Source organism: Acinetobacter sp. YH12086 (assembly GCF_013419345.1).
GTDB classification, from domain to species: domain Bacteria; phylum Pseudomonadota; class Gammaproteobacteria; order Pseudomonadales; family Moraxellaceae; genus Acinetobacter; species Acinetobacter amyesii.
On sequence record NZ_VPAF01000001.1, the window covers coordinates 457161 to 477940 of the forward strand.

The 20780-nt window shown below is 36.5% G+C and carries 18 protein-coding genes; 10 read left to right on the forward strand and 8 right to left on the reverse strand.

Features of this window, described 5'->3' with window-relative positions; translation table 11 throughout:
- Positions 1 to 54 precede the first annotated feature (54 nt).
- Positions 55 to 1392 carry an MFS transporter gene (locus FTU29_RS02265; protein ID WP_180120098.1) on the forward strand — a complete coding sequence of 446 codons (1338 nt, stop codon included), beginning with the start codon at positions 55 to 57 and terminating at the stop codon, positions 1390 to 1392.
- Between the two features lie 624 nt (positions 1393 to 2016).
- Here the strand turns inward: FTU29_RS02265 and FTU29_RS02270 are convergent.
- Positions 2017 to 2220, reverse strand: a complete 204-nt coding sequence (locus FTU29_RS02270; protein ID WP_180120100.1) for a hypothetical protein — start codon at positions 2218 to 2220, stop codon at positions 2017 to 2019.
- A gap of 114 nt (positions 2221 to 2334) precedes the next feature.
- On the opposite strand from FTU29_RS02270, the gene FTU29_RS02275 reads away from it, so the two are divergent.
- The 7 genes from FTU29_RS02275 to FTU29_RS02305 all read left to right on the forward strand — a co-directional run bounded on the left by FTU29_RS02275 (position 2335) and on the right by FTU29_RS02305 (position 7646).
- Positions 2335 to 3558, forward strand: coding sequence for a phage/plasmid replication protein, II/X family (locus FTU29_RS02275; protein ID WP_180120102.1), 1224 nt, complete (start codon positions 2335 to 2337; stop codon positions 3556 to 3558).
- A 15-nt stretch (positions 3559 to 3573) separates the two neighbouring features.
- Positions 3574 to 3846: a hypothetical protein gene (locus FTU29_RS02280; protein ID WP_180120104.1), complete on the forward strand. Its 273-nt coding sequence runs from the start codon at positions 3574 to 3576 to the stop codon at positions 3844 to 3846.
- A 383-nt stretch (positions 3847 to 4229) separates the two neighbouring features.
- On the forward strand, positions 4230 to 4466 hold the full coding sequence (locus FTU29_RS02285) for a major capsid protein (protein WP_180120106.1): 237 nt from the start codon (positions 4230 to 4232) through the stop codon (positions 4464 to 4466).
- Positions 4467 to 4587: 121 nt separating this feature from the next.
- Entirely contained in the window at positions 4588 to 5892 is a 1305-nt protein-coding gene (locus FTU29_RS02290) for a virulence factor TspB C-terminal domain-related protein (RefSeq protein WP_180120108.1), read from the forward strand.
- Position 5893: 1 nt separating this feature from the next.
- Positions 5894 to 6184 carry a DUF2523 family protein gene (locus FTU29_RS02295; RefSeq protein ID WP_180120110.1) on the forward strand — a complete coding sequence of 97 codons (291 nt, stop codon included), beginning with the start codon at positions 5894 to 5896 and terminating at the stop codon, positions 6182 to 6184.
- Positions 6181 to 7323 carry a zonular occludens toxin domain-containing protein gene (locus FTU29_RS02300; protein WP_180120112.1) on the forward strand — a complete coding sequence of 381 codons (1143 nt, stop codon included), beginning with the start codon at positions 6181 to 6183 and terminating at the stop codon, positions 7321 to 7323. The genes FTU29_RS02295 and FTU29_RS02300 overlap by 4 nt, the downstream gene beginning before the upstream one ends.
- A gap of 170 nt (positions 7324 to 7493) precedes the next feature.
- The gene (locus FTU29_RS02305) at positions 7494 to 7646 is read left to right on the forward strand and encodes a hypothetical protein (RefSeq protein WP_180120113.1); all 153 of its coding nucleotides are present in this window, start codon (positions 7494 to 7496) and stop codon (positions 7644 to 7646) included.
- A gap of 517 nt (positions 7647 to 8163) precedes the next feature.
- Here the strand turns inward: FTU29_RS02305 and FTU29_RS02310 are convergent.
- Positions 8164 to 8367, reverse strand: a complete 204-nt coding sequence (locus FTU29_RS02310) for a hypothetical protein (protein WP_180120100.1) — start codon at positions 8365 to 8367, stop codon at positions 8164 to 8166.
- 114 nt (positions 8368 to 8481) lie between these two features.
- Here FTU29_RS02310 and FTU29_RS02315 point away from each other — a divergent pair, with 114 nt between their 5' ends.
- Both FTU29_RS02315 and FTU29_RS02320 read left to right on the forward strand, forming a co-directional pair.
- On the forward strand, positions 8482 to 9705 hold the full coding sequence (locus FTU29_RS02315) for a phage/plasmid replication protein, II/X family (protein ID WP_180120102.1): 1224 nt from the start codon (positions 8482 to 8484) through the stop codon (positions 9703 to 9705).
- A gap of 15 nt (positions 9706 to 9720) precedes the next feature.
- Positions 9721 to 9993 (forward strand): hypothetical protein, encoded by a 273-nt coding sequence (locus FTU29_RS02320; protein WP_180120104.1) that lies wholly within the window; start codon positions 9721 to 9723, stop codon positions 9991 to 9993.
- A gap of 545 nt (positions 9994 to 10538) precedes the next feature.
- Here the strand turns inward: FTU29_RS02320 and FTU29_RS02325 are convergent.
- The 6 genes from FTU29_RS02325 to FTU29_RS02350 all read right to left on the reverse strand — a co-directional run bounded on the left by FTU29_RS02325 (position 10539) and on the right by FTU29_RS02350 (position 19676).
- Positions 10539 to 11903: a hypothetical protein gene (locus FTU29_RS02325; protein WP_180120115.1), complete on the reverse strand. Its 1365-nt coding sequence runs from the start codon at positions 11901 to 11903 to the stop codon at positions 10539 to 10541.
- Between the two features lie 6 nt (positions 11904 to 11909).
- Positions 11910 to 12878: a DUF3883 domain-containing protein gene (locus FTU29_RS02330; protein WP_180120117.1), complete on the reverse strand. Its 969-nt coding sequence runs from the start codon at positions 12876 to 12878 to the stop codon at positions 11910 to 11912.
- Positions 12878 to 14653 (reverse strand): restriction endonuclease subunit S, encoded by a 1776-nt coding sequence (locus FTU29_RS02335; protein ID WP_180120119.1) that lies wholly within the window; start codon positions 14651 to 14653, stop codon positions 12878 to 12880. Before FTU29_RS02335 ends, FTU29_RS02330 begins: the two co-directional genes overlap by 1 nt.
- A gap of 15 nt (positions 14654 to 14668) precedes the next feature.
- Entirely contained in the window at positions 14669 to 16144 is a 1476-nt protein-coding gene (locus tag FTU29_RS02340; protein WP_180120121.1) for a class I SAM-dependent DNA methyltransferase, read from the reverse strand.
- Positions 16145 to 16201: 57 nt separating this feature from the next.
- Positions 16202 to 18577: an EcoAI/FtnUII family type I restriction enzme subunit R gene (gene hsdR / locus FTU29_RS02345; protein WP_180120123.1), complete on the reverse strand. Its 2376-nt coding sequence runs from the start codon at positions 18575 to 18577 to the stop codon at positions 16202 to 16204.
- A 166-nt stretch (positions 18578 to 18743) separates the two neighbouring features.
- Entirely contained in the window at positions 18744 to 19676 is a 933-nt protein-coding gene (locus tag FTU29_RS02350) for an IS5-like element IS17 family transposase (RefSeq protein ID WP_099475569.1), read from the reverse strand.
- Between the last annotated feature and the right edge of the window lie 1104 nt (positions 19677 to 20780).

Below are 20780 nucleotides of genomic sequence, written 5' to 3' on the forward strand. Positions count from 1 at the left end.
CAAGCATCGTGAAAATGCAACGTAGAAATATCTTGCAGAATAAGGAAGATAACAATGCAAAATGTACAGGGAAACACAGCTCCACCAGCTAAGTCCTCGCATCGTTTAGCGGGTATTTCCAGCATGGTGGGTACAACCATCGAATGGTATGACTTTTTTATCTATGGTGCTGCCGCAGCACTCATTTTCAATCGACTTTTTTTCCCAAATCTTGATCCCTTAACTGGCGTATTGGCAGCATTTGCTACCTATGCTGTAGGCTTTATTGGTCGACCACTTGGTGGCATTGTTTTTGGCCATTTTGGCGATAAAATTGGTCGTAAATCAATGTTATTGGTCACACTAATGTTGATGGGTATTCCAACGGTGATGATTGGGTTGTTACCGACATTTGAAACCATTGGTTATTGGGCAACGGTTTGTTTAATTATTTTAAGATTTATACAAGGCATGGCCATGGGTGGAGAATGGGGCGGAGCAGTCCTCATGGCGGTAGAGCATGCGCCAGCGGGTAAAAAAGGCTTTTGGGGAAGTTTGCCGCAAGCCAGTACAGGTGGTGGTTTATTGCTCGCTTCGGTGGCTTTAGGTCTAGTCTCAATGTTACCTGAAGAAGCGTTATTTAGCTGGGGTTGGCGTCTACCATTTTTAGCCAGCATTATTTTACTGGCTGTAGGTTGGTATATTCGTGTAAAAGTACCTGAATCACCAGACTTTGAAAAAGTTAAAGCTCAAACCAAATCAATTAAAGTTCCAGCAAAACAAGTGTTTAAAAATCATCCTAAGCAGTTGATTACGATTATTTTATCTCGAGCTGCTGAAAATGCTTGGTTCTATTTGGCATCGACATTTGCTTTAGCTTATACCACCACACAGTTAAACATTCCTCGACAAGATATCTTGTTTGCAACGATTTGTGGTGCTGCAGTCATCATGGTTATTACGCCAATTTTTGGACATTTGTCTGATAAAGTTGGGCAAAAAAACATGTTTAGATTTGGTTTATGTGTACTGGCTTTATATAGCTATCCATTTTTTGCGATGTTAAATACCAAGGATCCTGTATTGGTTTGGACGGCCATTGTGATTGGTATTGGCGTGGTTTTTCCTTTGATGTATGCGCCGCAGTCACAGTTATTTTCACGCCAATTTCCAGCAGAAATACGTTATAGCGGTATTTCAATCTCAGTTCAATTTGCAGGCGTGCTAGGTGGCGGTTTAGCACCATTAATCGCGACAAAATTGCTAAGTATTGGTGATGGAAGCCCAAATTTAATTATTGCCTATATTTCAGGCTTTGCAGTGATTGCGATTATTGCATCATCATTCTTAAAGCCGGATCAAATAGAGCGAAAGGAAAATGCATTTAGCAGTGAGGAAATCAAATCTTCCTAAATCAACAATCAGTAAAACAATTGATTGATTTAAAATTCAGAATTTCAACTATAGAAATACATGTGATTTAGCCATAGCAATCGTTGTTATGGCTTTTTTTTGTTTAAGGATTGTGCCAGAACAAATTTATTTTTAGCGTAGCTTAGGAACATAGCAATTTGAATACGGTTTATGTGCAAGAGCTGTGAATTATCATCTTTGTAAATAAAGTTGAAGCATTTCGTATAATGTAGCCGTGATTATGTTACTTGCACTTCACATTGCTATAAATAAAAAGCCCATTGGTAAATTCTCTCCAGTGGGCTTTTTATTTGTCAATGTTGCTAGGATCGCAGAGGGCAGAGAAGTGCATTTAACATCAATCCGCATTATACGAAATCAGTCTTTCTGACGACAACGACGACGAGGACGAAGCATGAGGACTGAGACAGGAGGCGGAGGAAGAAGGACATTTGAGTTCTTTTTTTGATCGTTTTTGAGGAGGCACACTACTGTCTAATAGTGTGCCTGACTCTCGAAAGTTTTTTGCAATTCGCTCTATGAGCTATATATAACGGAGCTTCCAGAGTTATTGAGAATATTTCTTATTAACTAATTATATTGATTAAATAATAAACAATATATTTAGTTTTTTGTTTCTACTTTTACATTCCCGTCTCTAGTTACTTCAATTATTCCATCAAGCAAAGTTTGTTTGATGATCTCATGAAATATTTCTGTGTCTCTTAATGGCTTTTTGCCAGCTTTAACTAAATCTCTATTCAGTTTTAAGGCTACTTCATTTAGTGCCTGTTCTTCTTCATCTGTAAATCGAAATGTCTTAGCCATTTGATAATCCTTTTAAAATCACTTAATTCTAAATGAATTTGTGATTTGTGCTTGAATACATATGTGATTTATGTTTTTATGTGTTAAAAGTGATTTATGAATATGTGATTTCATATGCTCGATTTCCTCCGTTTAGCGATTCCAGTCATTCCTACGCATGTGCGTAGTTTTGACAATCACCATCAATTTAATGGTGATATTCGCGACTTTGGAATTCCTGCTGCAACTCGTCATGTTAGTAAGACCGATGATGGACAGACCATAACAGGGGACTTGTACCATCCTTATGAAGCCATTCCATCAGACTTTACTGATATGGCTGTAAAGTTTTATACAAATACGATGAACACTGTGCCTTATGTTGAGATAAAAGCATCTCCACTAAAGCTTCTCCAAGGGCACAATGTTTATGGTTTTGACTCAATTGAACTTGGTGCATTTCACATGCTTGGCATGTTGCTTGAAGCATTTCCTAAATTAGCGCCAATTCTTGATGTAGATAAAACAGAAGTTCTTTGTTTAGACACGACTTATCTTTTTAGATTGCCACATCAGAACATGGTTCAACCTGTTTTGGATTACATGGCAAATCTTGCATCTGGTCATCGTAAGGCTCGCCAAGTGAAATATGAAAATTACATCACTTGGGGTAATGATGGTGCCAGTGTACGTCCAAAGGCTTATGGCAAATTTGAAGAAGTAAAAAGCCAATTAAATAAAATCCAAAAGCAAGCAGACAAAGGCTGTATGCGCTCTAAAGCTTTAGTTTGTGCAATGCACGATGCTTTACCTTTTTCTAATGCTGTAGTCCGTATGGAAGGACGTATTTGTAAGACCTATCTAACTAAAAACGGTTATCCGTCTAATTTATTTCAGCTTATTAATTTGCAACATGAACAGCCAGAATTATTGCTACGACTCTGGCACGTAGCTTTCGACCCGATCTTAGACACAATGAAGGGCAAATATATGAATTTTTCATCTGATGGAGAAATCTTGGATTTGCTTAAGTCCAAGTTAGTTACTTACACCAAGACTGGTAAGCCAAGTTATACCAAAGCTACCAACGCAATGAAGTTTTATTCATTGGTTCGTCAAATGGGTTTAAAGGCTACTAAAGACCTTTATAGCGAAGCACAATTTTATAAGTGCGTTAATTCACTTTTAGACTGCGATATTAGTAAATCACACCTACAGAATTTAAATAAAAATCCAAACGGCAAAGTCATTCCATTCGTTCGTTTGCTTGAACTTAAGATGTGCGATCAGCAGCCATCTGACTATCAAATTCCAGTTTCACAATACAGCCCAAAACGTGGCTTACATTTAGTTGCCTAAGAGAGGTTATCACTCATGCAAATTCAATTTAACAAACGCTCAATCTTGCCAACAACATTTACCAATGACAAAGGTACAACTTATTACAACACCACGTTGTTTTCGCCAGTTCGCTATAGCTTGAGCTTTGGTGAAGGTCTTATGCCAGTTGAGCAAATGAAAGCTGTTATTGAACAGTGTGCTGAAAATTCTCAAGAGGTCGAAATTGAGTTCACAGAATCTCAAACTAAGTATGGTCCACAGATGCAAATTTTCAGTGTTAAGCCGATGCCTAAGAAAAACCCTTAAGTATCAAAGGTTTAGTTTAGAACATTTCGTATAATGTATAATATGTAAATAAATCAATAACTTAGGATAATAATCATAATGTCACAAGCTTATTATAAGTGCAAGAAGTGCGGGGCAAAATTCCAAAGTCAATTGGTTTATTGCCAACATTTTTATAACTGTACAAAGAGAATTTAAGAATGTCGTATGTCTGTCAAGTACCGAACGAGGTTACTAAACAATGTGATCTATGGCTTGAACAGTCTAACTTTCTTATCGAATTGTCAATGCTGACTTACAGCGACATAAATCAGCTTTTGGCATTAACCGCTGCTAATTTCGCATTAGCGTGGGTATTTAAAAAACTGTCGCATTTCACATCACAACCATAAAGGGGATACCTCATGGAAAAACGTAACGTAAAAAAAATGTACCAAAAAGCGGTTAACACTGCTGCTCTTATCGCAACTCCAGTAGTTCTTGCTACCTCTGCTCACGCTGAAGGTTTAGACATGTCTGATGCTACTACTCAGTTGGCTTTAGGTCTTGCTGCTGTTGGTGCCATTGGTGCTGCAAAACTTGCTCCTGCTGCCTTAACTTGGGTTTGGTCACTTGTTACTGGTGCTGCAAAACGAAGCTAATCCTAGTTTCAAAAGTGGGGAGTTTCGACTCCCTTTCTTTTTTTTGGAGTAAATCAAAATGGTCGTTTATTGCTTAATTGTTCATCTAATTACTTTATGTATTTTATTTTCGGATTAACTTATGAAAAAAATAATATCCATTTTAATTTGCATCCAAATCGCTTTGTTTCCTGCCTTTGCCTTTGCTTCCGCAAACGTTGGCGGTTGGTCAATGGGTAATCCTGTTGCTCAAGGTGCATCTACTGTTTATACAGGTACAAAAAACGTAATTATCAACGGTGCTGACTACATAAAAAAAGGTACTGCCAAAATAACTCCTCCTGCAAGTGGCGTTGCTAAAGTTCTTGCTCGTGGTGTTGCTGGCTATGCTTTATCAATTGCAGTTGAACAATTACTTGGATCTGTAGATTGGGTTCTTGATCCTGCTAATAATCAGATTAAATATACTGATCCTCAAGCTGTAAACCCTCCTAATATTCCGAAAGCATGGTGTTACCAAGACGCAAATGGCTATAAATGTTTTCAATCTTCTACTGCTGCAAAAAGTTACTTTAAATCTTTTTATCCTCAATTTCCCGCTGATTATATTTGGGAACAAAAAAGTGCTACACATTGGTATCTTGTTATCCGTGAAAAAGAGGATTCTACTCATGGCGGAGCTTCTGTTTCTTTTCTTTATATAAATAATCCATTTTATGACCCTGCTGCTGAAAAGCCTGAACAAAAAACTTTGCCATTATCTGTAGTTGCCCAACAAGTCATTTCAAATGCACAAGGCGGTGATGTAAACGCTCAAGTAGCTACTATGGCTGCTGCTGCTGATATTGTTGATGAAGCCTCAAAAGATGATGCAAAAGCTCCCCCTATTGTTAATCAATTAAATAATTCTGCATCTACTTCTCCAGCGAATTCCGATGCAAATGCAAACGCTAATATTGGTAGTGGTTCTGTAGCTAATCCAAACACTGCAGATCCTGATGCTCCACCTTTAGATATAACTCTTAAATTCCCTATTTTCTGTAATTGGGCACCATCGGTTTGTGAAGCTGCTCAAGTCGTTATTTCATTTCCTCAAACACTTACAAATTGGTGGAATACAGCAACAACATCAATCACAGAAGCATGGGCTGCTGTAAAAGAATGGGCTACAGCTGAACCTGATTTAAAAGAAGATCCAACCGATTTACCTATAGAAGAACAAACAATAGATCGTGATCCTAGTTCTTTTGATACTGACTACATTGTTTTAGGTGCTCAATGTCCAACCTTTGAACCTTATACAGTTTCCGTTGGCCCTGTATCTGAAACCCTTTCATTTGATCTTATGCCACTTTGCCAATTTGCTGAAAAAGTACGTCCTGCCATCTTGGGTATGTCTTATTTAACAGCAGCAGGGATCGTAATTGCAGCAATAAGGGAGACTTAACATGCGTGCAATATTTGGATGGTTAGCAACACTCTTTGCAAATAACAATAAATCTTGGATAGCTCAAATATTGACTGGTGCAGGACTTGGACTAGCAACAATGGCGACTTTCTCAGTATTTCTTGATTACTACAAAAACTTAGCAATTGCTAATTTAGGCAATATAGGTGCTGTTGCAGGTTTGTTAGGTATTGGTGGCGTAGATAAATCAATTTCAATCATTTTAGGTGCTTATTTCGCCACTCTTTATATCAAACAATTTGCAGCTGGCTTGAGGGTTATTAAAAAGTGATTCGTTTAATTACAGCAACGCCTGGATCGGGCAAAACATGTATGGTCATAGAATGGCTTTTGAAAGAATTGGACAAAGGATTTTATAAATCTATTTATGCCAATATCGAAGGTCTCAAAATCATGGGAATTAAGCCTTTGCTTTCAGACTGGCGTGATGTTCCAGATGAAGATAAGCCATGTCTTTATATTGTCGATGAAGCACAATATCATCGTGAATTTATGAAGGAAACAACAAAAGATAATCAGATGGGGAAAGACCTTTCAACCCATCGACATAAAGCCATTGATTTTTGGTTAATTACTCAATCTGTAAAACTTCTTAATTCATATGTGATTGAAAACGTTGGTGAGCACGTACATTTATATCGACCTAAAAAAGCAAAAACTGTAACTGTCTACTGGTGGTCTTATGCTGTAACAAGCATGACAAAATCCAATTTTAAGATGGCAGATGACGTTCAAAAATGGCGTTTAAATCCTGCTATGTTTCAATACTATAAATCAACTGTAGCTGTTACAGATGGTAAAGCTCGAATTAGTCAACGAAACGTCAGTGCTTGGATTACCTTTGCTATTATTATGCTTGTTATTGCTTATTTTGTTAAAGGTGGTGCATCTGCAATGCAGGATATGCAGCACAAAGAAACAACCGAACAAAAAAAAGAACAACCTAAAGAATCATCTCCTAATCCATTCTCCACAAATTACGATTCTAAATCTGTTGTTCCACAGGATTTTAATGCAGATCAAGAATGCCGAAAAGCTATTAATGTTGAACGTCCTGAATGCATAGAATGGTTTAACAATCTTTCTAAAAATGGCTCGTCTGTAACTTCTACAGGTCAAGTTGTACAAACCGTATCTTATAATCCTAGCAAGCCTTATGAATTTGAATATCAACCTCAAGTTCAACCAACTGACTTCCCTAGAATGTCAGGTGTGATAAAACTCTCCAGTGGTCGTTTAATGGCTGTAGATCAGCAGGGTAACTATATGGAAAACATCTCTCAAGATGATTGTAAAAAATGGTTATCCGGATATCGCCCTTTTAATTATTTTGCACCTAAAGAAAACTTACAGAGCCAACGGAGTGTTGGCGAACAACCACAAGTAAATCCTGAAAATTCTTCTCTCTGATTACAAGCTCCCGTATGATTACAAGCGGGAGAATTAGAGCATCCCGAATGGGTGCGAACTGAGGGAATATGGATTTTATAAAATGGTGTTTTAAATTTTTTGTAATGCTTTTGATTTTTGGATTTTTAATACGTTTTTTTTATGCAGTTTTTTAGTTATTGGAGACAACAATGAAACTAGAGTTAACAAAAGAAGAATATGAGAAGTTGATCGAAGTAATTATTTTTTATGATGATGAAAATTTTACAGCTCCTATATCTGAGCCGGCTTTAGATTCTCTAAAAGAAAAGCTGAATTATTCTTCTCACTTTGACTTAGACTGACCACTGGAGAGAACAATGACTGATTTTCATATTTCTTTAGTTTCACTAGTTTTATTTGTTGTTGCTTACGGCATTTATATACTTCTTTGTCATAAAATATTTAAGGACTGATTTCGTATAATGTAGCCGTGATTATGTTACTTGCACTTCACATTGCTATAAATAAAAAGCCCATTGGTAAATTCTCTCCAGTGGGCTTTTTATTTGTCAATGTTGCTAGGATCGCAGAGGGCAGAGAAGTGCATTTAACATCAATCCGCATTATACGAAATCAGTCTTTCTGACGACAACGACGACGAGGACGAAGCATGAGGACTGAGACAGGAGGCGGAGGAAGAAGGACATTTGAGTTCTTTTTTTGATCGTTTTTGAGGAGGCACACTACTGTCTAATAGTGTGCCTGACTCTCGAAAGTTTTTTGCAATTCGCTCTATGAGCTATATATAACGGAGCTTCCAGAGTTATTGAGAATATTTCTTATTAACTAATTATATTGATTAAATAATAAACAATATATTTAGTTTTTTGTTTCTACTTTTACATTCCCGTCTCTAGTTACTTCAATTATTCCATCAAGCAAAGTTTGTTTGATGATCTCATGAAATATTTCTGTGTCTCTTAATGGCTTTTTGCCAGCTTTAACTAAATCTCTATTCAGTTTTAAGGCTACTTCATTTAGTGCCTGTTCTTCTTCATCTGTAAATCGAAATGTCTTAGCCATTTGATAATCCTTTTAAAATCACTTAATTCTAAATGAATTTGTGATTTGTGCTTGAATACATATGTGATTTATGTTTTTATGTGTTAAAAGTGATTTATGAATATGTGATTTCATATGCTCGATTTCCTCCGTTTAGCGATTCCAGTCATTCCTACGCATGTGCGTAGTTTTGACAATCACCATCAATTTAATGGTGATATTCGCGACTTTGGAATTCCTGCTGCAACTCGTCATGTTAGTAAGACCGATGATGGACAGACCATAACAGGGGACTTGTACCATCCTTATGAAGCCATTCCATCAGACTTTACTGATATGGCTGTAAAGTTTTATACAAATACGATGAACACTGTGCCTTATGTTGAGATAAAAGCATCTCCACTAAAGCTTCTCCAAGGGCACAATGTTTATGGTTTTGACTCAATTGAACTTGGTGCATTTCACATGCTTGGCATGTTGCTTGAAGCATTTCCTAAATTAGCGCCAATTCTTGATGTAGATAAAACAGAAGTTCTTTGTTTAGACACGACTTATCTTTTTAGATTGCCACATCAGAACATGGTTCAACCTGTTTTGGATTACATGGCAAATCTTGCATCTGGTCATCGTAAGGCTCGCCAAGTGAAATATGAAAATTACATCACTTGGGGTAATGATGGTGCCAGTGTACGTCCAAAGGCTTATGGCAAATTTGAAGAAGTAAAAAGCCAATTAAATAAAATCCAAAAGCAAGCAGACAAAGGCTGTATGCGCTCTAAAGCTTTAGTTTGTGCAATGCACGATGCTTTACCTTTTTCTAATGCTGTAGTCCGTATGGAAGGACGTATTTGTAAGACCTATCTAACTAAAAACGGTTATCCGTCTAATTTATTTCAGCTTATTAATTTGCAACATGAACAGCCAGAATTATTGCTACGACTCTGGCACGTAGCTTTCGACCCGATCTTAGACACAATGAAGGGCAAATATATGAATTTTTCATCTGATGGAGAAATCTTGGATTTGCTTAAGTCCAAGTTAGTTACTTACACCAAGACTGGTAAGCCAAGTTATACCAAAGCTACCAACGCAATGAAGTTTTATTCATTGGTTCGTCAAATGGGTTTAAAGGCTACTAAAGACCTTTATAGCGAAGCACAATTTTATAAGTGCGTTAATTCACTTTTAGACTGCGATATTAGTAAATCACACCTACAGAATTTAAATAAAAATCCAAACGGCAAAGTCATTCCATTCGTTCGTTTGCTTGAACTTAAGATGTGCGATCAGCAGCCATCTGACTATCAAATTCCAGTTTCACAATACAGCCCAAAACGTGGCTTACATTTAGTTGCCTAAGAGAGGTTATCACTCATGCAAATTCAATTTAACAAACGCTCAATCTTGCCAACAACATTTACCAATGACAAAGGTACAACTTATTACAACACCACGTTGTTTTCGCCAGTTCGCTATAGCTTGAGCTTTGGTGAAGGTCTTATGCCAGTTGAGCAAATGAAAGCTGTTATTGAACAGTGTGCTGAAAATTCTCAAGAGGTCGAAATTGAGTTCACAGAATCTCAAACTAAGTATGGTCCACAGATGCAAATTTTCAGTGTTAAGCCGATGCCTAAGAAAAACCCTTAAGTATCAAAGGTTTAGTTTAGAACATTTCGTATAATGTATATTATGTTAAATAAAGTATTATGCAAACCTAAACATGATACTGATCTTGTCCATAAAAGTTAATTTTGAAATTTTCAGCAGAAATTAAAGCTAAAAATGAAATCGGTAAAAAATAAAGCTAATTATGAAATTTTGCCCAAATGGGTTTTATTTCATAATTAGCTTTATCGAATGAATCATCCCAGTTCATAAGACGAACTGGGATGATGGTTCTTGTATCGTCTGCGTACAAGAGAAACGCATCTGAAAAGGATTTCTGACTTGTATATTTTACTTGTCTAAAAAATTAGACTGTTTCTCCCACTCCGAAACTAAGCGAGTTCAACCGACATATACCAGGTCCACGAAAACAATCATGTACAACTGCTAACGCTATGAAAATTAGAATAATCAAATAATTATTTTCCTACAAGCGTTGGCAAGCATTTAGCCTACCAGCGCCTAGGTAGTAAAAATAATAATTAAAAATCATATAGATATAACTAGAATTTTTTGCGTTTTAAAAATTAAAGAATTTCATGTTGCTTAAACAATGCTGTAAAGAAATCTTTTACAACTGATACCGCATTATCTTCGGGTGTATTTTGATCATTATAGAACTCTGCACCACCAAAACGATAAACTTCATACCCTCTTAAACGCAGCTCACGGTCTACTCTAACCATTTCGGCATAGCGTTTGGTATCCGCTCTACCATCTTCTCGTGCGTAATGGTGTTTTCCATCAATTTCAATAATGACGCGCTTTAGATTTGGAAGAATCATTAAGAAGTCGATACGTTGTCGGATTCGTGTTTTCCCATTTGGTAGATCTTTGGCACTTACTGGATCATATGCTACATATACTTGTGGTAATAATGCGGGAAGTGTGTCACCCAAGAATCCAAAGTTTATAAAATATGCTTTGAAAAACATAATTTCAGCTTCTGAATCTAGAGAATCAATTAATCGTTTTTTTAAACTTTTATTAATTTCTAAATTATTATCTTCCCACCAGTCTTCTAGCTGCTGCCAAGTAAGATGATCATATATTTTTTCATCATAGTTCAGTGAATTTGCATCAGCAATTAAAGAAATATCACCATCGAGAACATCTGTAATACCAAAATCTGGTTTCACATTTTTCGAAGCAAAGATAATTTGTTTCGGGACTTTTATGGATTCTTTTTTCTTTTCAGTAATTATATATTTCGTTCTAAAAATTTTTGAATCTTGATCAACAACTATTTCATATCCGTCATTTCCAATAATTTCATTAAGTCTATTAACTAACTCTTTATTAGCTTGTTCTGATCGATGTGAAGGATCTAATAAAAATTCTAGAAACCAAAGAAAATGTGTGGTTGAGCAATCATAAGCTCCTATATATTTAAAAACATCACTATTGGTGAATTTTTGATTTCCAGATGTTGAATTTGTTAATACCTTTACTCTTGAGTAATCCAGCTTTTTGCCAAGATCATTATCATAACCATCTAAATTAAAATATTTCTGAATAGATAAAATGAAATCTTTCTCTCCAAAAAAATCATACAAAGCAAAAGTTTCTGCTATTTTTGTTCTATTTTCTGAAGTTAAAGGTGATTTGAATTGGTCAAGATAAAGCCCCATTGTTTGTCTATTTTTTATAGAATCAATTCTTGGGAGAATATATTCGATAAATAGTCTAAGTTCTAACGAAGTTAAACAATTTAAAGCATCTTCGGTTTTTTGATGCATATATTCTTTATTGCTATTAAAGCATGCTAATGCTTCATAGTTACTCAAGCCATGTGTTTTTAAAAACTTACTTAATTCTTTTGGAGGATCAATCTTTGAATAAATATTTCCAACTGCCCCAGCTAAGCTATGAATAATATCTTTATTGTTCATGAATAATTACTTCTTAAAATCGCTTAATTTTGCTTTAAAGGCTACTGCTTTTAGCTCTTCAGGGTGATTTTCCCCAAATGGATCATGAATTTCTATCACTTCATGTTCTGAACCATTTTCATCAAGAACTACTCGATAAATATAAGCTTCTTTTCCTTTTGATTTTAATACTTCATATTCATTTAAACTAAAGTAAAAGTCAGAGTTAGCTTTTAAGGTCGTAGTCTTTACTTCAATATATCGTGACTCACCTTCATAGTGACTTTCCATATCATAGCCCGCAGATACATTATCTAATGCAGTACGAGTAATCGCTTTTGTCACAAGTTTAGGATTGTTTGCTAAAACAAAAATTCGTGCATACTCCCATTGATAAGCAATCTCCTCTCCTTTTTTTCCTATTTCTTCTTGCCGATCTAATACTTCAATTAATTTATCTACAGACATTCCACGTTCTATTATTGTTTTGCCATTATTAATGTTTGTTGGCAAAATCTCCGAGTTGGCTGATGTAGAATCACTTATCAGATCAACTACTTTTTTAGCAATATCAATTTCTATCAGACTTAATAGAACAACAGGATTATTGGAACTTGGAGCCAGCCAGTCTTCATGGTCCAATGCTGCATGATATCCTTTTGTTGAATGCCCTTTCTTATTTTCAGTATAAACTTTACCAGGTTTATTAAACTTTCTAGCTTCGGGTAGCACATCAAAAATATGTTGTCCATTTGATAAAATGCTTTTTACATAAATGCTTGGAAGATCAGCATTTAACTGGATCATTAATCCTTTTCTATGAGGGAATTCATAGACTAATCCACCTGCTAAAGCATAACCATCTTTACTAATTTGTCTTTGATGACGACTATCATGTACATTTTTACCGCCTTTGGACTCAATAAATTTAACCAAACGCTCAGTTGCATCAGAAACAGGTAAATTGTTTCTATACTTGGTATTAATTGATCCCATTAGACATTCTCAACTGCATTCGCAACCAAAGCATCTGCTAAATGAAGCTTGGTTGTTTGTAATTTACTTTGTAAAACTTGAAGCTGTTCAATGATAGAAAAAAGTTGATTTACTTTTTCTACTATACGTTTTTGTTCATTGAGTGGTGGCAATAAAAAAGGTGCTTCTCTTAGTTTTTCCTGAGAAATATTAACTTGGCTTTCCGCCATTCCTGACTGATTATCTTTCAAATAATCTCGAGATATACCTAAGTTAATAGCAAGAGCTATAAAAGCCCCATACAAATTATGCTGACTATAACTAATTCTAATTAACTTATCTGAAATCATGAGTTTAGGGCGGATTTTATCAACATAACACGCTACACCAACCCGATTATATGGCCCAGCACGAGTAACTAAAATATCGCCTGACTTCAGCTCAGCTTCTATACGAGGATCTAATTCCTCAGGTAATTCCTTATTTTCATCTTTTATAAAATAATTACACTGAACAAAAGTTGTTTTGAGGACACCCCATTTATCTTCTTTAGCTGGGTATGGATGACAAGCAGGGCTCCAGCCCGCATCTAGATTCCAAATGATTTGGTCTAAATTAACTAAACTCCAATTACTAGAAAAATCTAGATCCAATATAGGCAAACTATACTTTTTGCTCCGTTTTTTTAACATTCCATCTTTAATCAGCTTCGCTTTTTCATCCGCAATTTTTTTTAGTAACTCACTTGCAGGCTCATCGCTTGGGTCTTGTTTCACCAACTTACCCATCACAGCAAGCTGTAAAACAGTCTGTTTTAACTGCTCAATGCTGTATTCCGTGGTAAATAACACATCAAAGTTTTCGACAATACGTTGCCAGTTGCCTTGAAACTCATCGGCATCGCTCGATTCAGTCAGTGCTTTCAGCAAAGTATCGACTAATGTGGCATGGGCATCACCGCTTAAAGTTTGTTGTTGCTCAAGCTGATCGCATAGTTGCATCAGTTCATCAACTTTTTCAACGATACGGTGTTGTTCTTCGAGTGGTGGTAATGTTAAAGGTAACTCCGATAACTTATTTAAATAGATACCTTTTTGAGCTGTCCCTTTTCCATTTTCCAAAAAATAATTTATACATAATGGAGAATGGAAAAATAACGATAAATAATACGGATTTATACTGGTCTGAATTACTGCAACACTTCGTTGAAGAACAAATTTTGGAGCAGTTTCAGGAACAACTGCTGAGCGACCTAATGTACCAACGATTGTGAGTAATACATCACCACTTTGAATATCAGTTCTAGTATTTTCTTGATCAAATCCTATTTGATCAACAAAACGTGATGGGTTATCAAAATCAATTTTACTTCCATTAATATTTTGACTACTCAACATTGGGTAACCACTACCATTATTAACAGGTGGATTATGAGATCCATCAGTTAATTTTTTAGCTATAGATCCTAAACTGCAAACAGCCCAATTACTTGGGATTGCGACAGCGAATTTTGATTTATCTATAAGCTTCAATTTTGAGTTGCGAATCTTTTTCTGTTTAATTAAATCAGTACGTTCACTTAAAAGACTTTCTAATAATTTTTCAGAACAGTCATTCTTATTCTGAACTGTCAATTTACCTGTTACAGCTAATTCCAAAATCAATTCACGAAGCTTTTGCACGCCATAAATCGTATCATTTGAACCCGAACTACGCCCACGCCCAGACTTTTTTTCAGTTTCCGCAGTCAGCCAAATATCTAAATGCTCAGTAATGAGCTGTTTTACATTGGTCATCTCATTCACCCTAAATTATTGGCTTAACGCTTCATCTAAAATCGTTTTAAGCTGATTGCGGATTTTACTGATCTCAGCTTGTAAATCTGCATACTGCGCCAACAATTCCTCAGGGTCTTTAACTTCCACTTCCGCTTGATGCGGATTTTTAATATCTAGGTTGTAATTACGATCTAAAATCTCTTGCTTAGAGACTTTCCACGCCTGCTCATTTTCAACACGACTGGCAAAACCATCAGCTTCATTGCCCCACCATGCTTTTAATGAATCAAACTCTTTGAGTTGAATCGGCTTGGTCTTGTTATAGGCTTTTACGCCTTGTGGCAATTTATGCTCATAGAACCAAATATCTTCGGTCTTTTTGCCTTTGGTGAAGAATAAAATATTGGTACTGATTGAGGTGTACGGTGCAAAAACAGACTTCGGTAAACGTACAATCGTATGCAGATTACATTTCTCCATCAGCTCTTCTCTAATGGCGGTTTTAATCCCCTCACCAAACATAAAGCCATCAGGTAACACCACCGCTGCACGACCATTGGCTTTTAAAAGCTGAATCAACAGCACCATAAACAAATCGGCAGTTTCACGGGTTTGGAACTTAGACGGGAAATTCTTCTCAATGCCTTGTTCTTCTGTCCCACCAAATGGTGGGTTGGTCAGAATCACGTCCACACGCTTATCTGCTGTCCATGAAATCAATGGATAAGACAAGGTATTGTCTCGACGGATCTTTACAGGCACATCAATGCCGTGCAAAATCATATTGGTGGTGCAAAGCAAATGCGGTAAAGGTTTTTTCTCAATACCGTAAATGCTGTCATGCAAGACTTTTTCATCATCGGCATTTTTGACATAGTTTGCACGCTTATGCTCAATGGCTGAGGTTAAAAAGCCACCCGTACCACATGCAGGATCAAGCACAGATTCATGCAATTTTGGATCAATAATTTGTGCCATAAACGTGGTGACTGCACGAGGGGTATAAAACTCGCCTGAGTTTTTCGCATTTTGCAGATCACGCAACAATTGCTCGTAAATGTCACCGAAAGCGTGACGCTCACTTGATTTATTAAAGTCAAAGCCTTTTTGAATCTGGTTAATCACTTTACGAATCAGACCACCTGACTTCATGTAGTTATAGGCATCTGCAAAAACAGACTGTACTACACGCGCACGAGGATCATCATTTTCCTGAGCAAGATTTTGTAATCTTGGGAAAAGCTGATTATCAATAAAGTCTTTAAGCGCATCCCCAGTAATACCTTCATCATTGGCTGCCCAGTTACGCCAACGGAATTCTTCAGGAATTGGTGATTTAAAGGTCTTGCCTTCAAAAAATGCAAGAGTTTCTGCTTCTTTTTCACGGTCATCAACCACTTTCAGGAAAAGCATCCAAACCAACTGACCAAGGCGTTGTACATCACCATCTACGCCCACATCTTCACGCATGGTATCTTGAATAGACTTAATTGTTCCCGAAATGCTCATAATTCGACTTCAAATCATTAATATTAAATTTGTGCAAGAGTTTAACAGACAGCAACCTTAAGACACATCATCGTAAAGTTGATCGCCTAGTTCTTTCAGTGCTTTTGTATATTCTTCAACCGAACCAAAGGACTGAATAATCTCCATGAGTGATCCTATCTGATTAAAAGGTGGAACTTTTAAAATCTGCACATCTTCAATCGGCTGAATCCCTTGATCAGCAAACTTGTCCAGCAATGCATCTAACACCTGACGCGCCTGCTCGTTGTATTTGGTAAAGTAATTACGTTTACGGACGTTATTGGCACGTTCTTTTTTAGTCAGTGCTGGCTGATCAAAAGCAATATGACAAATCAGATCAAAAGCATCGAAGTCCTTACCAACTTCATCTTCCAGTGCTTCAAAAATTACACCTTGTTTTTGAAATTCTTCAATAATTAGCGATTTTTTATCTGCCCCTTTCCATTTTCGAAGGAAGGTATCTAAAGACTTATAATCCTTCAGAATATGCTGACGGGTGTAATCTTTAAGTGACTCTGTGACTAACTTGCCATCATTGTCATAGAACTGAATACGTTCCCCAATAACTTTCACAGGAACATTGTTCACAACAAATTTTTTAGGTGGTTCACCTTCAGTATCATCATCGCCACTATCTGTGGGAGGATCGAAAATCGTTGGCCCCGCAGTTGTATCACCACCAACTTCTCCATCGTCTTTTTCTTCTGGAGGGATAATCGGTTCCCCATCTTTTGGTTCATAAATCACGACCGGTTCACCATCAAAAGCAGGATCGCTAAATAATTCTGTCGCTTTCTTAAAGTCCATAATGGAGAACCAAGACTTTCCAAACTCTTCATTTACTCGTGTACCCCGACCAATGATCTGCTTGAACTCGGTCATGGATTGAATATGCTGATCGAGAACAATCAATTTACAAGTTTGGGCATCAACCCCTGTGGTCATGAGTTTAGAAGTGGTTGCAATGACAGGATAACGTTCTTCAGGGTTAATGAAGTTATCTAGTTCGGCTTTACCTTCTTGATCATCCCCTGTAATGCGCATCACGTACTTGCGATTTTCTTTAATTTTCTCAGGGTTCAGGTTCACAAGTGCCTGACGCATACGCTCTGCATGATCGATATTGTCACAGAACACAATGGTTTTGGCATACGGGTCAGTACTGTTCAAATACTCTGTAATTTTTCTAGCGACTAACTCTGTACGCTTTTCGAGGACAAGCGTTTTATCCATATCTTTTAAGTTAAAGATACGATCTTCGATTTCATTACCGTGTTTATCTTTTTGCCCTTTAGCTGGTCGCCACCCTTGCAGATCCTTATCTATATCAATACGAATCACTTTGTAAGGTGCAAGAAAACCATCTTGAATCCCTTGTTTCAAGGTATAGGTATATACAGGCTCACCAAAATAAGTAATGTTGGATGTATCTTTAGTTTCTTTGGGTGTTGCAGTTAAACCAATGTGGGTCGCTGAACTAAAATATTCAAGAATGTCACGCCATGCGGAATCTGCTTTAGCACTGCCACGATGACATTCATCAATCACGATTAGATCAAAGAATTCAGGAGTAAACTGCTTATAAATATTCTTTTCTTCTTCTGAACCTGTTACAGCCTGGTATAAGGACAGATAGATTTCATAGCTTTTATCAACCGTGCGATTGGTGATTTTTGTCATCTTGTCGCCAAAGGGTTTAAAGTCATTATTCTTGGTTTGATCAACTAGAATATTACGGTCAGCTAAAAAGAGAATGCGTTTTTTAGCACCAGATTTCCATAAACGCCAAATGATCTGAAAAGCGGTATAGGTCTTGCCTGTACCTGTTGCCATAACCAATAAGACACGATCTTGCCCACGAGCAATTGCTTCTAATGTCTTATTAATCGCATTGGTTTGGTAATAACGTGGTGTGCGATCTGTACCATCATCGTAATAAGGAAATTCAACAATAGCTTTTGCTTCAGGTGATATTACACCATGATGCTGCTGATATAGATTCCATAACATATCTGGTGCTGGGAATTGATCTAAACCTAACTCTGTTTCCACCTTATTTGGATTAAACAAACCTGTCTGGTCATGTAAAAGAAAGCCATCTCCATTCGTGGAAAATACAAAGGGAGTTTGTAAACAGTCAGCATAACCAAGCGCTTGTTGCATACCAGCGCCTAGAGTATGATTGTTGTCTTTGGCTTCAATCACCGCAATCGGGATGTTCTTTTTATAGTAGAGAATATAGTCTGCACGTTTGGTTTCACCACGAGTATGCAATTTGCCACGAACCATGATTTGACCTTTTGTAAAAGTCACTTCTTCACGGATCTGTTGCGCTGTCCACCCTGCATTTATTAGAGCAGGATAGATAAAACGAGTACAAATCTCACGTTCTGACAAATCCTTTTTAGACATATACCCCTCACTGTGCGCAACAATATGTAAATTATGCAAACTTATGTAAATTAAATATAGTTTTTACTTGAATTTTAATATATCAATTTTTTGAATACATTTTTAGTTTTGCGGGGCTTTGTTGCACAAAGATTTGAAATGCAAAGCGCCCCTAATTGATCCAAATTTAAGGCGTAACTTGGGTAAGTGGGCGACCTAATTCCGTAAATCTGTTAAGGACTGCTACACGTGCATGGATCTCATTCACCTGACTAGGAAAGCTTCTTGCCATTAATTTATCGCCTAATAATTTGATGCAATGCATCTTGGTTTCCACCAAACTGCGGCGATGATAGCCTGACCATTTTTTCCATAATGTCCTGCCTAAATGTTTAACTGTTCGAAGTAATTCATTTCGCTCTAGCGAGCTACTCTTTGTATCTTTCCATGGTTTCGCATTTTTTCTAGGTGGAATCACCGCATGCGCTTGCCGATCTGCAATGACCTGACGGCATTGCTTGGTGTCATAAGCTCCATCGGTATAAACAGAGTCAATCTGCTCATCTTGTGGAATCTGATTAAGTAAATCACCAAGCACCTGTGAATCACTGACATTATTGGTTGTGAGCTGAATAGCGCGTATTTGTAGGGTTTTGGCATCTATACCAATATGTAGTTTACGCCATTGGCGACGATATTCAGCTCCATGTTTCTTGCGTTTCCATTCGCCCTCACCTAGAAACTTCATGCCTGTAGAGTCTACGAGTAGATGCAGCCCATCGCTACTTTTTTGGTAGCTGATTGCAATATCAATATGCTTTTGTCTTCTACAAAGCGTACTGTAATCTGGTGCGGTCCAATTTAATCCGCAAAGTTTAATCAGACTTTGCACAAAGCCAGTGACCATACGTAAAGACAAACGGAATAGAGATTTAATCATTAAGCAGCATTGGATAGCTGCGTCGGAGTAGGTTTGATTTCGCCCTTGTTTGCCTTTTGATGGAGCATACCATTGCGTAGCAGGATCAAACCAAATGGCAATATTTCCGCGACTCATGAGTGCTCGGTTATATGCGGGCCAATTGGTTGTGCGGTAGATTTTGTGTGTAGGCTTCTTCATTTGAAAATTATATCGCTGAAAAAGCCTTTACAGATAGGTTTGTGCAACAAAGCCCTTCTACACTAAAGTTTCTTATTGAAAATTCTTTTATAGACGTACTCAAGTCTAAAAATGGGACTTATAAATATATCTCATTTTATTCACTATATAAACTCATGAATTCATTGAAAATGTATTCTTCTATACTAAATAGTAATGATGAAAAAAATTTAATAAAATTTCGGGATTTAAGTATAGAAGATAAGAAAAACTTTCTTTATTCTGTATTAGGTGGTAGTCCTTGTAAGTATGAATATAATGTATTAACAGGAATTGATGATATCAAAGTTGTTATAAATCACTGCTTATAAAGAAATCATAATTATTCGTCCTAATTTATTTCTACTGTTTTTTTATCTAAGATTTCATTATTAGCTTTAATTTCTTAAAAAAAACGTCCACTGGTTATAATTTCATTTTTAACTTGAAATCACAGTGAATTTCAAAATTAAGTTTTTTTATCAAAAATCGATATAGCTAAATCAGTTACTTAGAGATGGTAAAATTTCAAAATTAACTTTTATAGACAGACCTATTGTCTGGCTTACGTAATTCTCTGATTCTTTAATTGGCACAAAAACTATTCTTATTTTCTCACATTGATCACTTGTTTAATGCTTTGATTCCAAAAAATTGTCACATGACGTTTTTCTTAGGATTTAAAACAGAACATCGAAAAATGACCCTATTTTCCTAGAGTCATCTTGTTATGCGTCATATTAACGCCAAGCAATCCTCCCAGCATATTTGAAAAATTTGATAACATTTTAAAATATGCTTTGACACATATTTGGCATCTTGATCAATTCCTAAGAAACAAGCAGAACCCCATGTATATAACCATAATCATCTTTAAAATCACCAAAAAGTCCAAGCAACTATATGCTTTTTAAAGCAAATTAACGTAAGTCCATATCACATTATTACTATATAAAGTCGCAATCTGCTCGTAAGAAATTCCGTCTTGGGCTTGAAATTATAAAATTTTGGGCGCTGTGGAGAAGTTAAAGTCGCAACAGGTATTTTGTTTATAGATAATCACAATGCTGATCTTGCTATGCGGTG

Excerpts from the sequence above, each read along its gene's own strand:
- FTU29_RS02265 (WP_180120098.1), top strand. The coding sequence starts at position 55 with ATGCAAAATGTACAGGGAAACACAGCTCCACCAGCTAAGTCCTCGCAT.
- FTU29_RS02270 (WP_180120100.1), bottom strand. The coding sequence starts at position 2,220 with ATGGCTAAGACATTTCGATTTACAGATGAAGAAGAACAGGCACTAAAT.
- FTU29_RS02275 (WP_180120102.1), top strand. The coding sequence starts at position 2,335 with ATGCTCGATTTCCTCCGTTTAGCGATTCCAGTCATTCCTACGCATGTG.
- FTU29_RS02280 (WP_180120104.1), top strand. The coding sequence starts at position 3,574 with ATGCAAATTCAATTTAACAAACGCTCAATCTTGCCAACAACATTTACC.
- FTU29_RS02285 (WP_180120106.1), top strand. The coding sequence starts at position 4,230 with ATGGAAAAACGTAACGTAAAAAAAATGTACCAAAAAGCGGTTAACACT.
- FTU29_RS02290 (WP_180120108.1), top strand. The coding sequence starts at position 4,588 with ATGAAAAAAATAATATCCATTTTAATTTGCATCCAAATCGCTTTGTTT.
- FTU29_RS02295 (WP_180120110.1), top strand. The coding sequence starts at position 5,894 with ATGCGTGCAATATTTGGATGGTTAGCAACACTCTTTGCAAATAACAAT.
- FTU29_RS02305 (WP_180120113.1), top strand. The coding sequence starts at position 7,494 with ATGAAACTAGAGTTAACAAAAGAAGAATATGAGAAGTTGATCGAAGTA.
- FTU29_RS02310 (WP_180120100.1), bottom strand. The coding sequence starts at position 8,367 with ATGGCTAAGACATTTCGATTTACAGATGAAGAAGAACAGGCACTAAAT.
- FTU29_RS02315 (WP_180120102.1), top strand. The coding sequence starts at position 8,482 with ATGCTCGATTTCCTCCGTTTAGCGATTCCAGTCATTCCTACGCATGTG.
- FTU29_RS02320 (WP_180120104.1), top strand. The coding sequence starts at position 9,721 with ATGCAAATTCAATTTAACAAACGCTCAATCTTGCCAACAACATTTACC.
- FTU29_RS02325 (WP_180120115.1), bottom strand. The coding sequence starts at position 11,903 with ATGAACAATAAAGATATTATTCATAGCTTAGCTGGGGCAGTTGGAAAT.
- FTU29_RS02330 (WP_180120117.1), bottom strand. The coding sequence starts at position 12,878 with ATGGGATCAATTAATACCAAGTATAGAAACAATTTACCTGTTTCTGAT.
- FTU29_RS02335 (WP_180120119.1), bottom strand. The coding sequence starts at position 14,653 with ATGACCAATGTAAAACAGCTCATTACTGAGCATTTAGATATTTGGCTG.
- FTU29_RS02340 (WP_180120121.1), bottom strand. The coding sequence starts at position 16,144 with ATGAGCATTTCGGGAACAATTAAGTCTATTCAAGATACCATGCGTGAA.
- hsdR (WP_180120123.1), bottom strand. The coding sequence starts at position 18,577 with ATGTCTAAAAAGGATTTGTCAGAACGTGAGATTTGTACTCGTTTTATC.
- FTU29_RS02350 (WP_099475569.1), bottom strand. The coding sequence starts at position 19,676 with ATGAAGAAGCCTACACACAAAATCTACCGCACAACCAATTGGCCCGCA.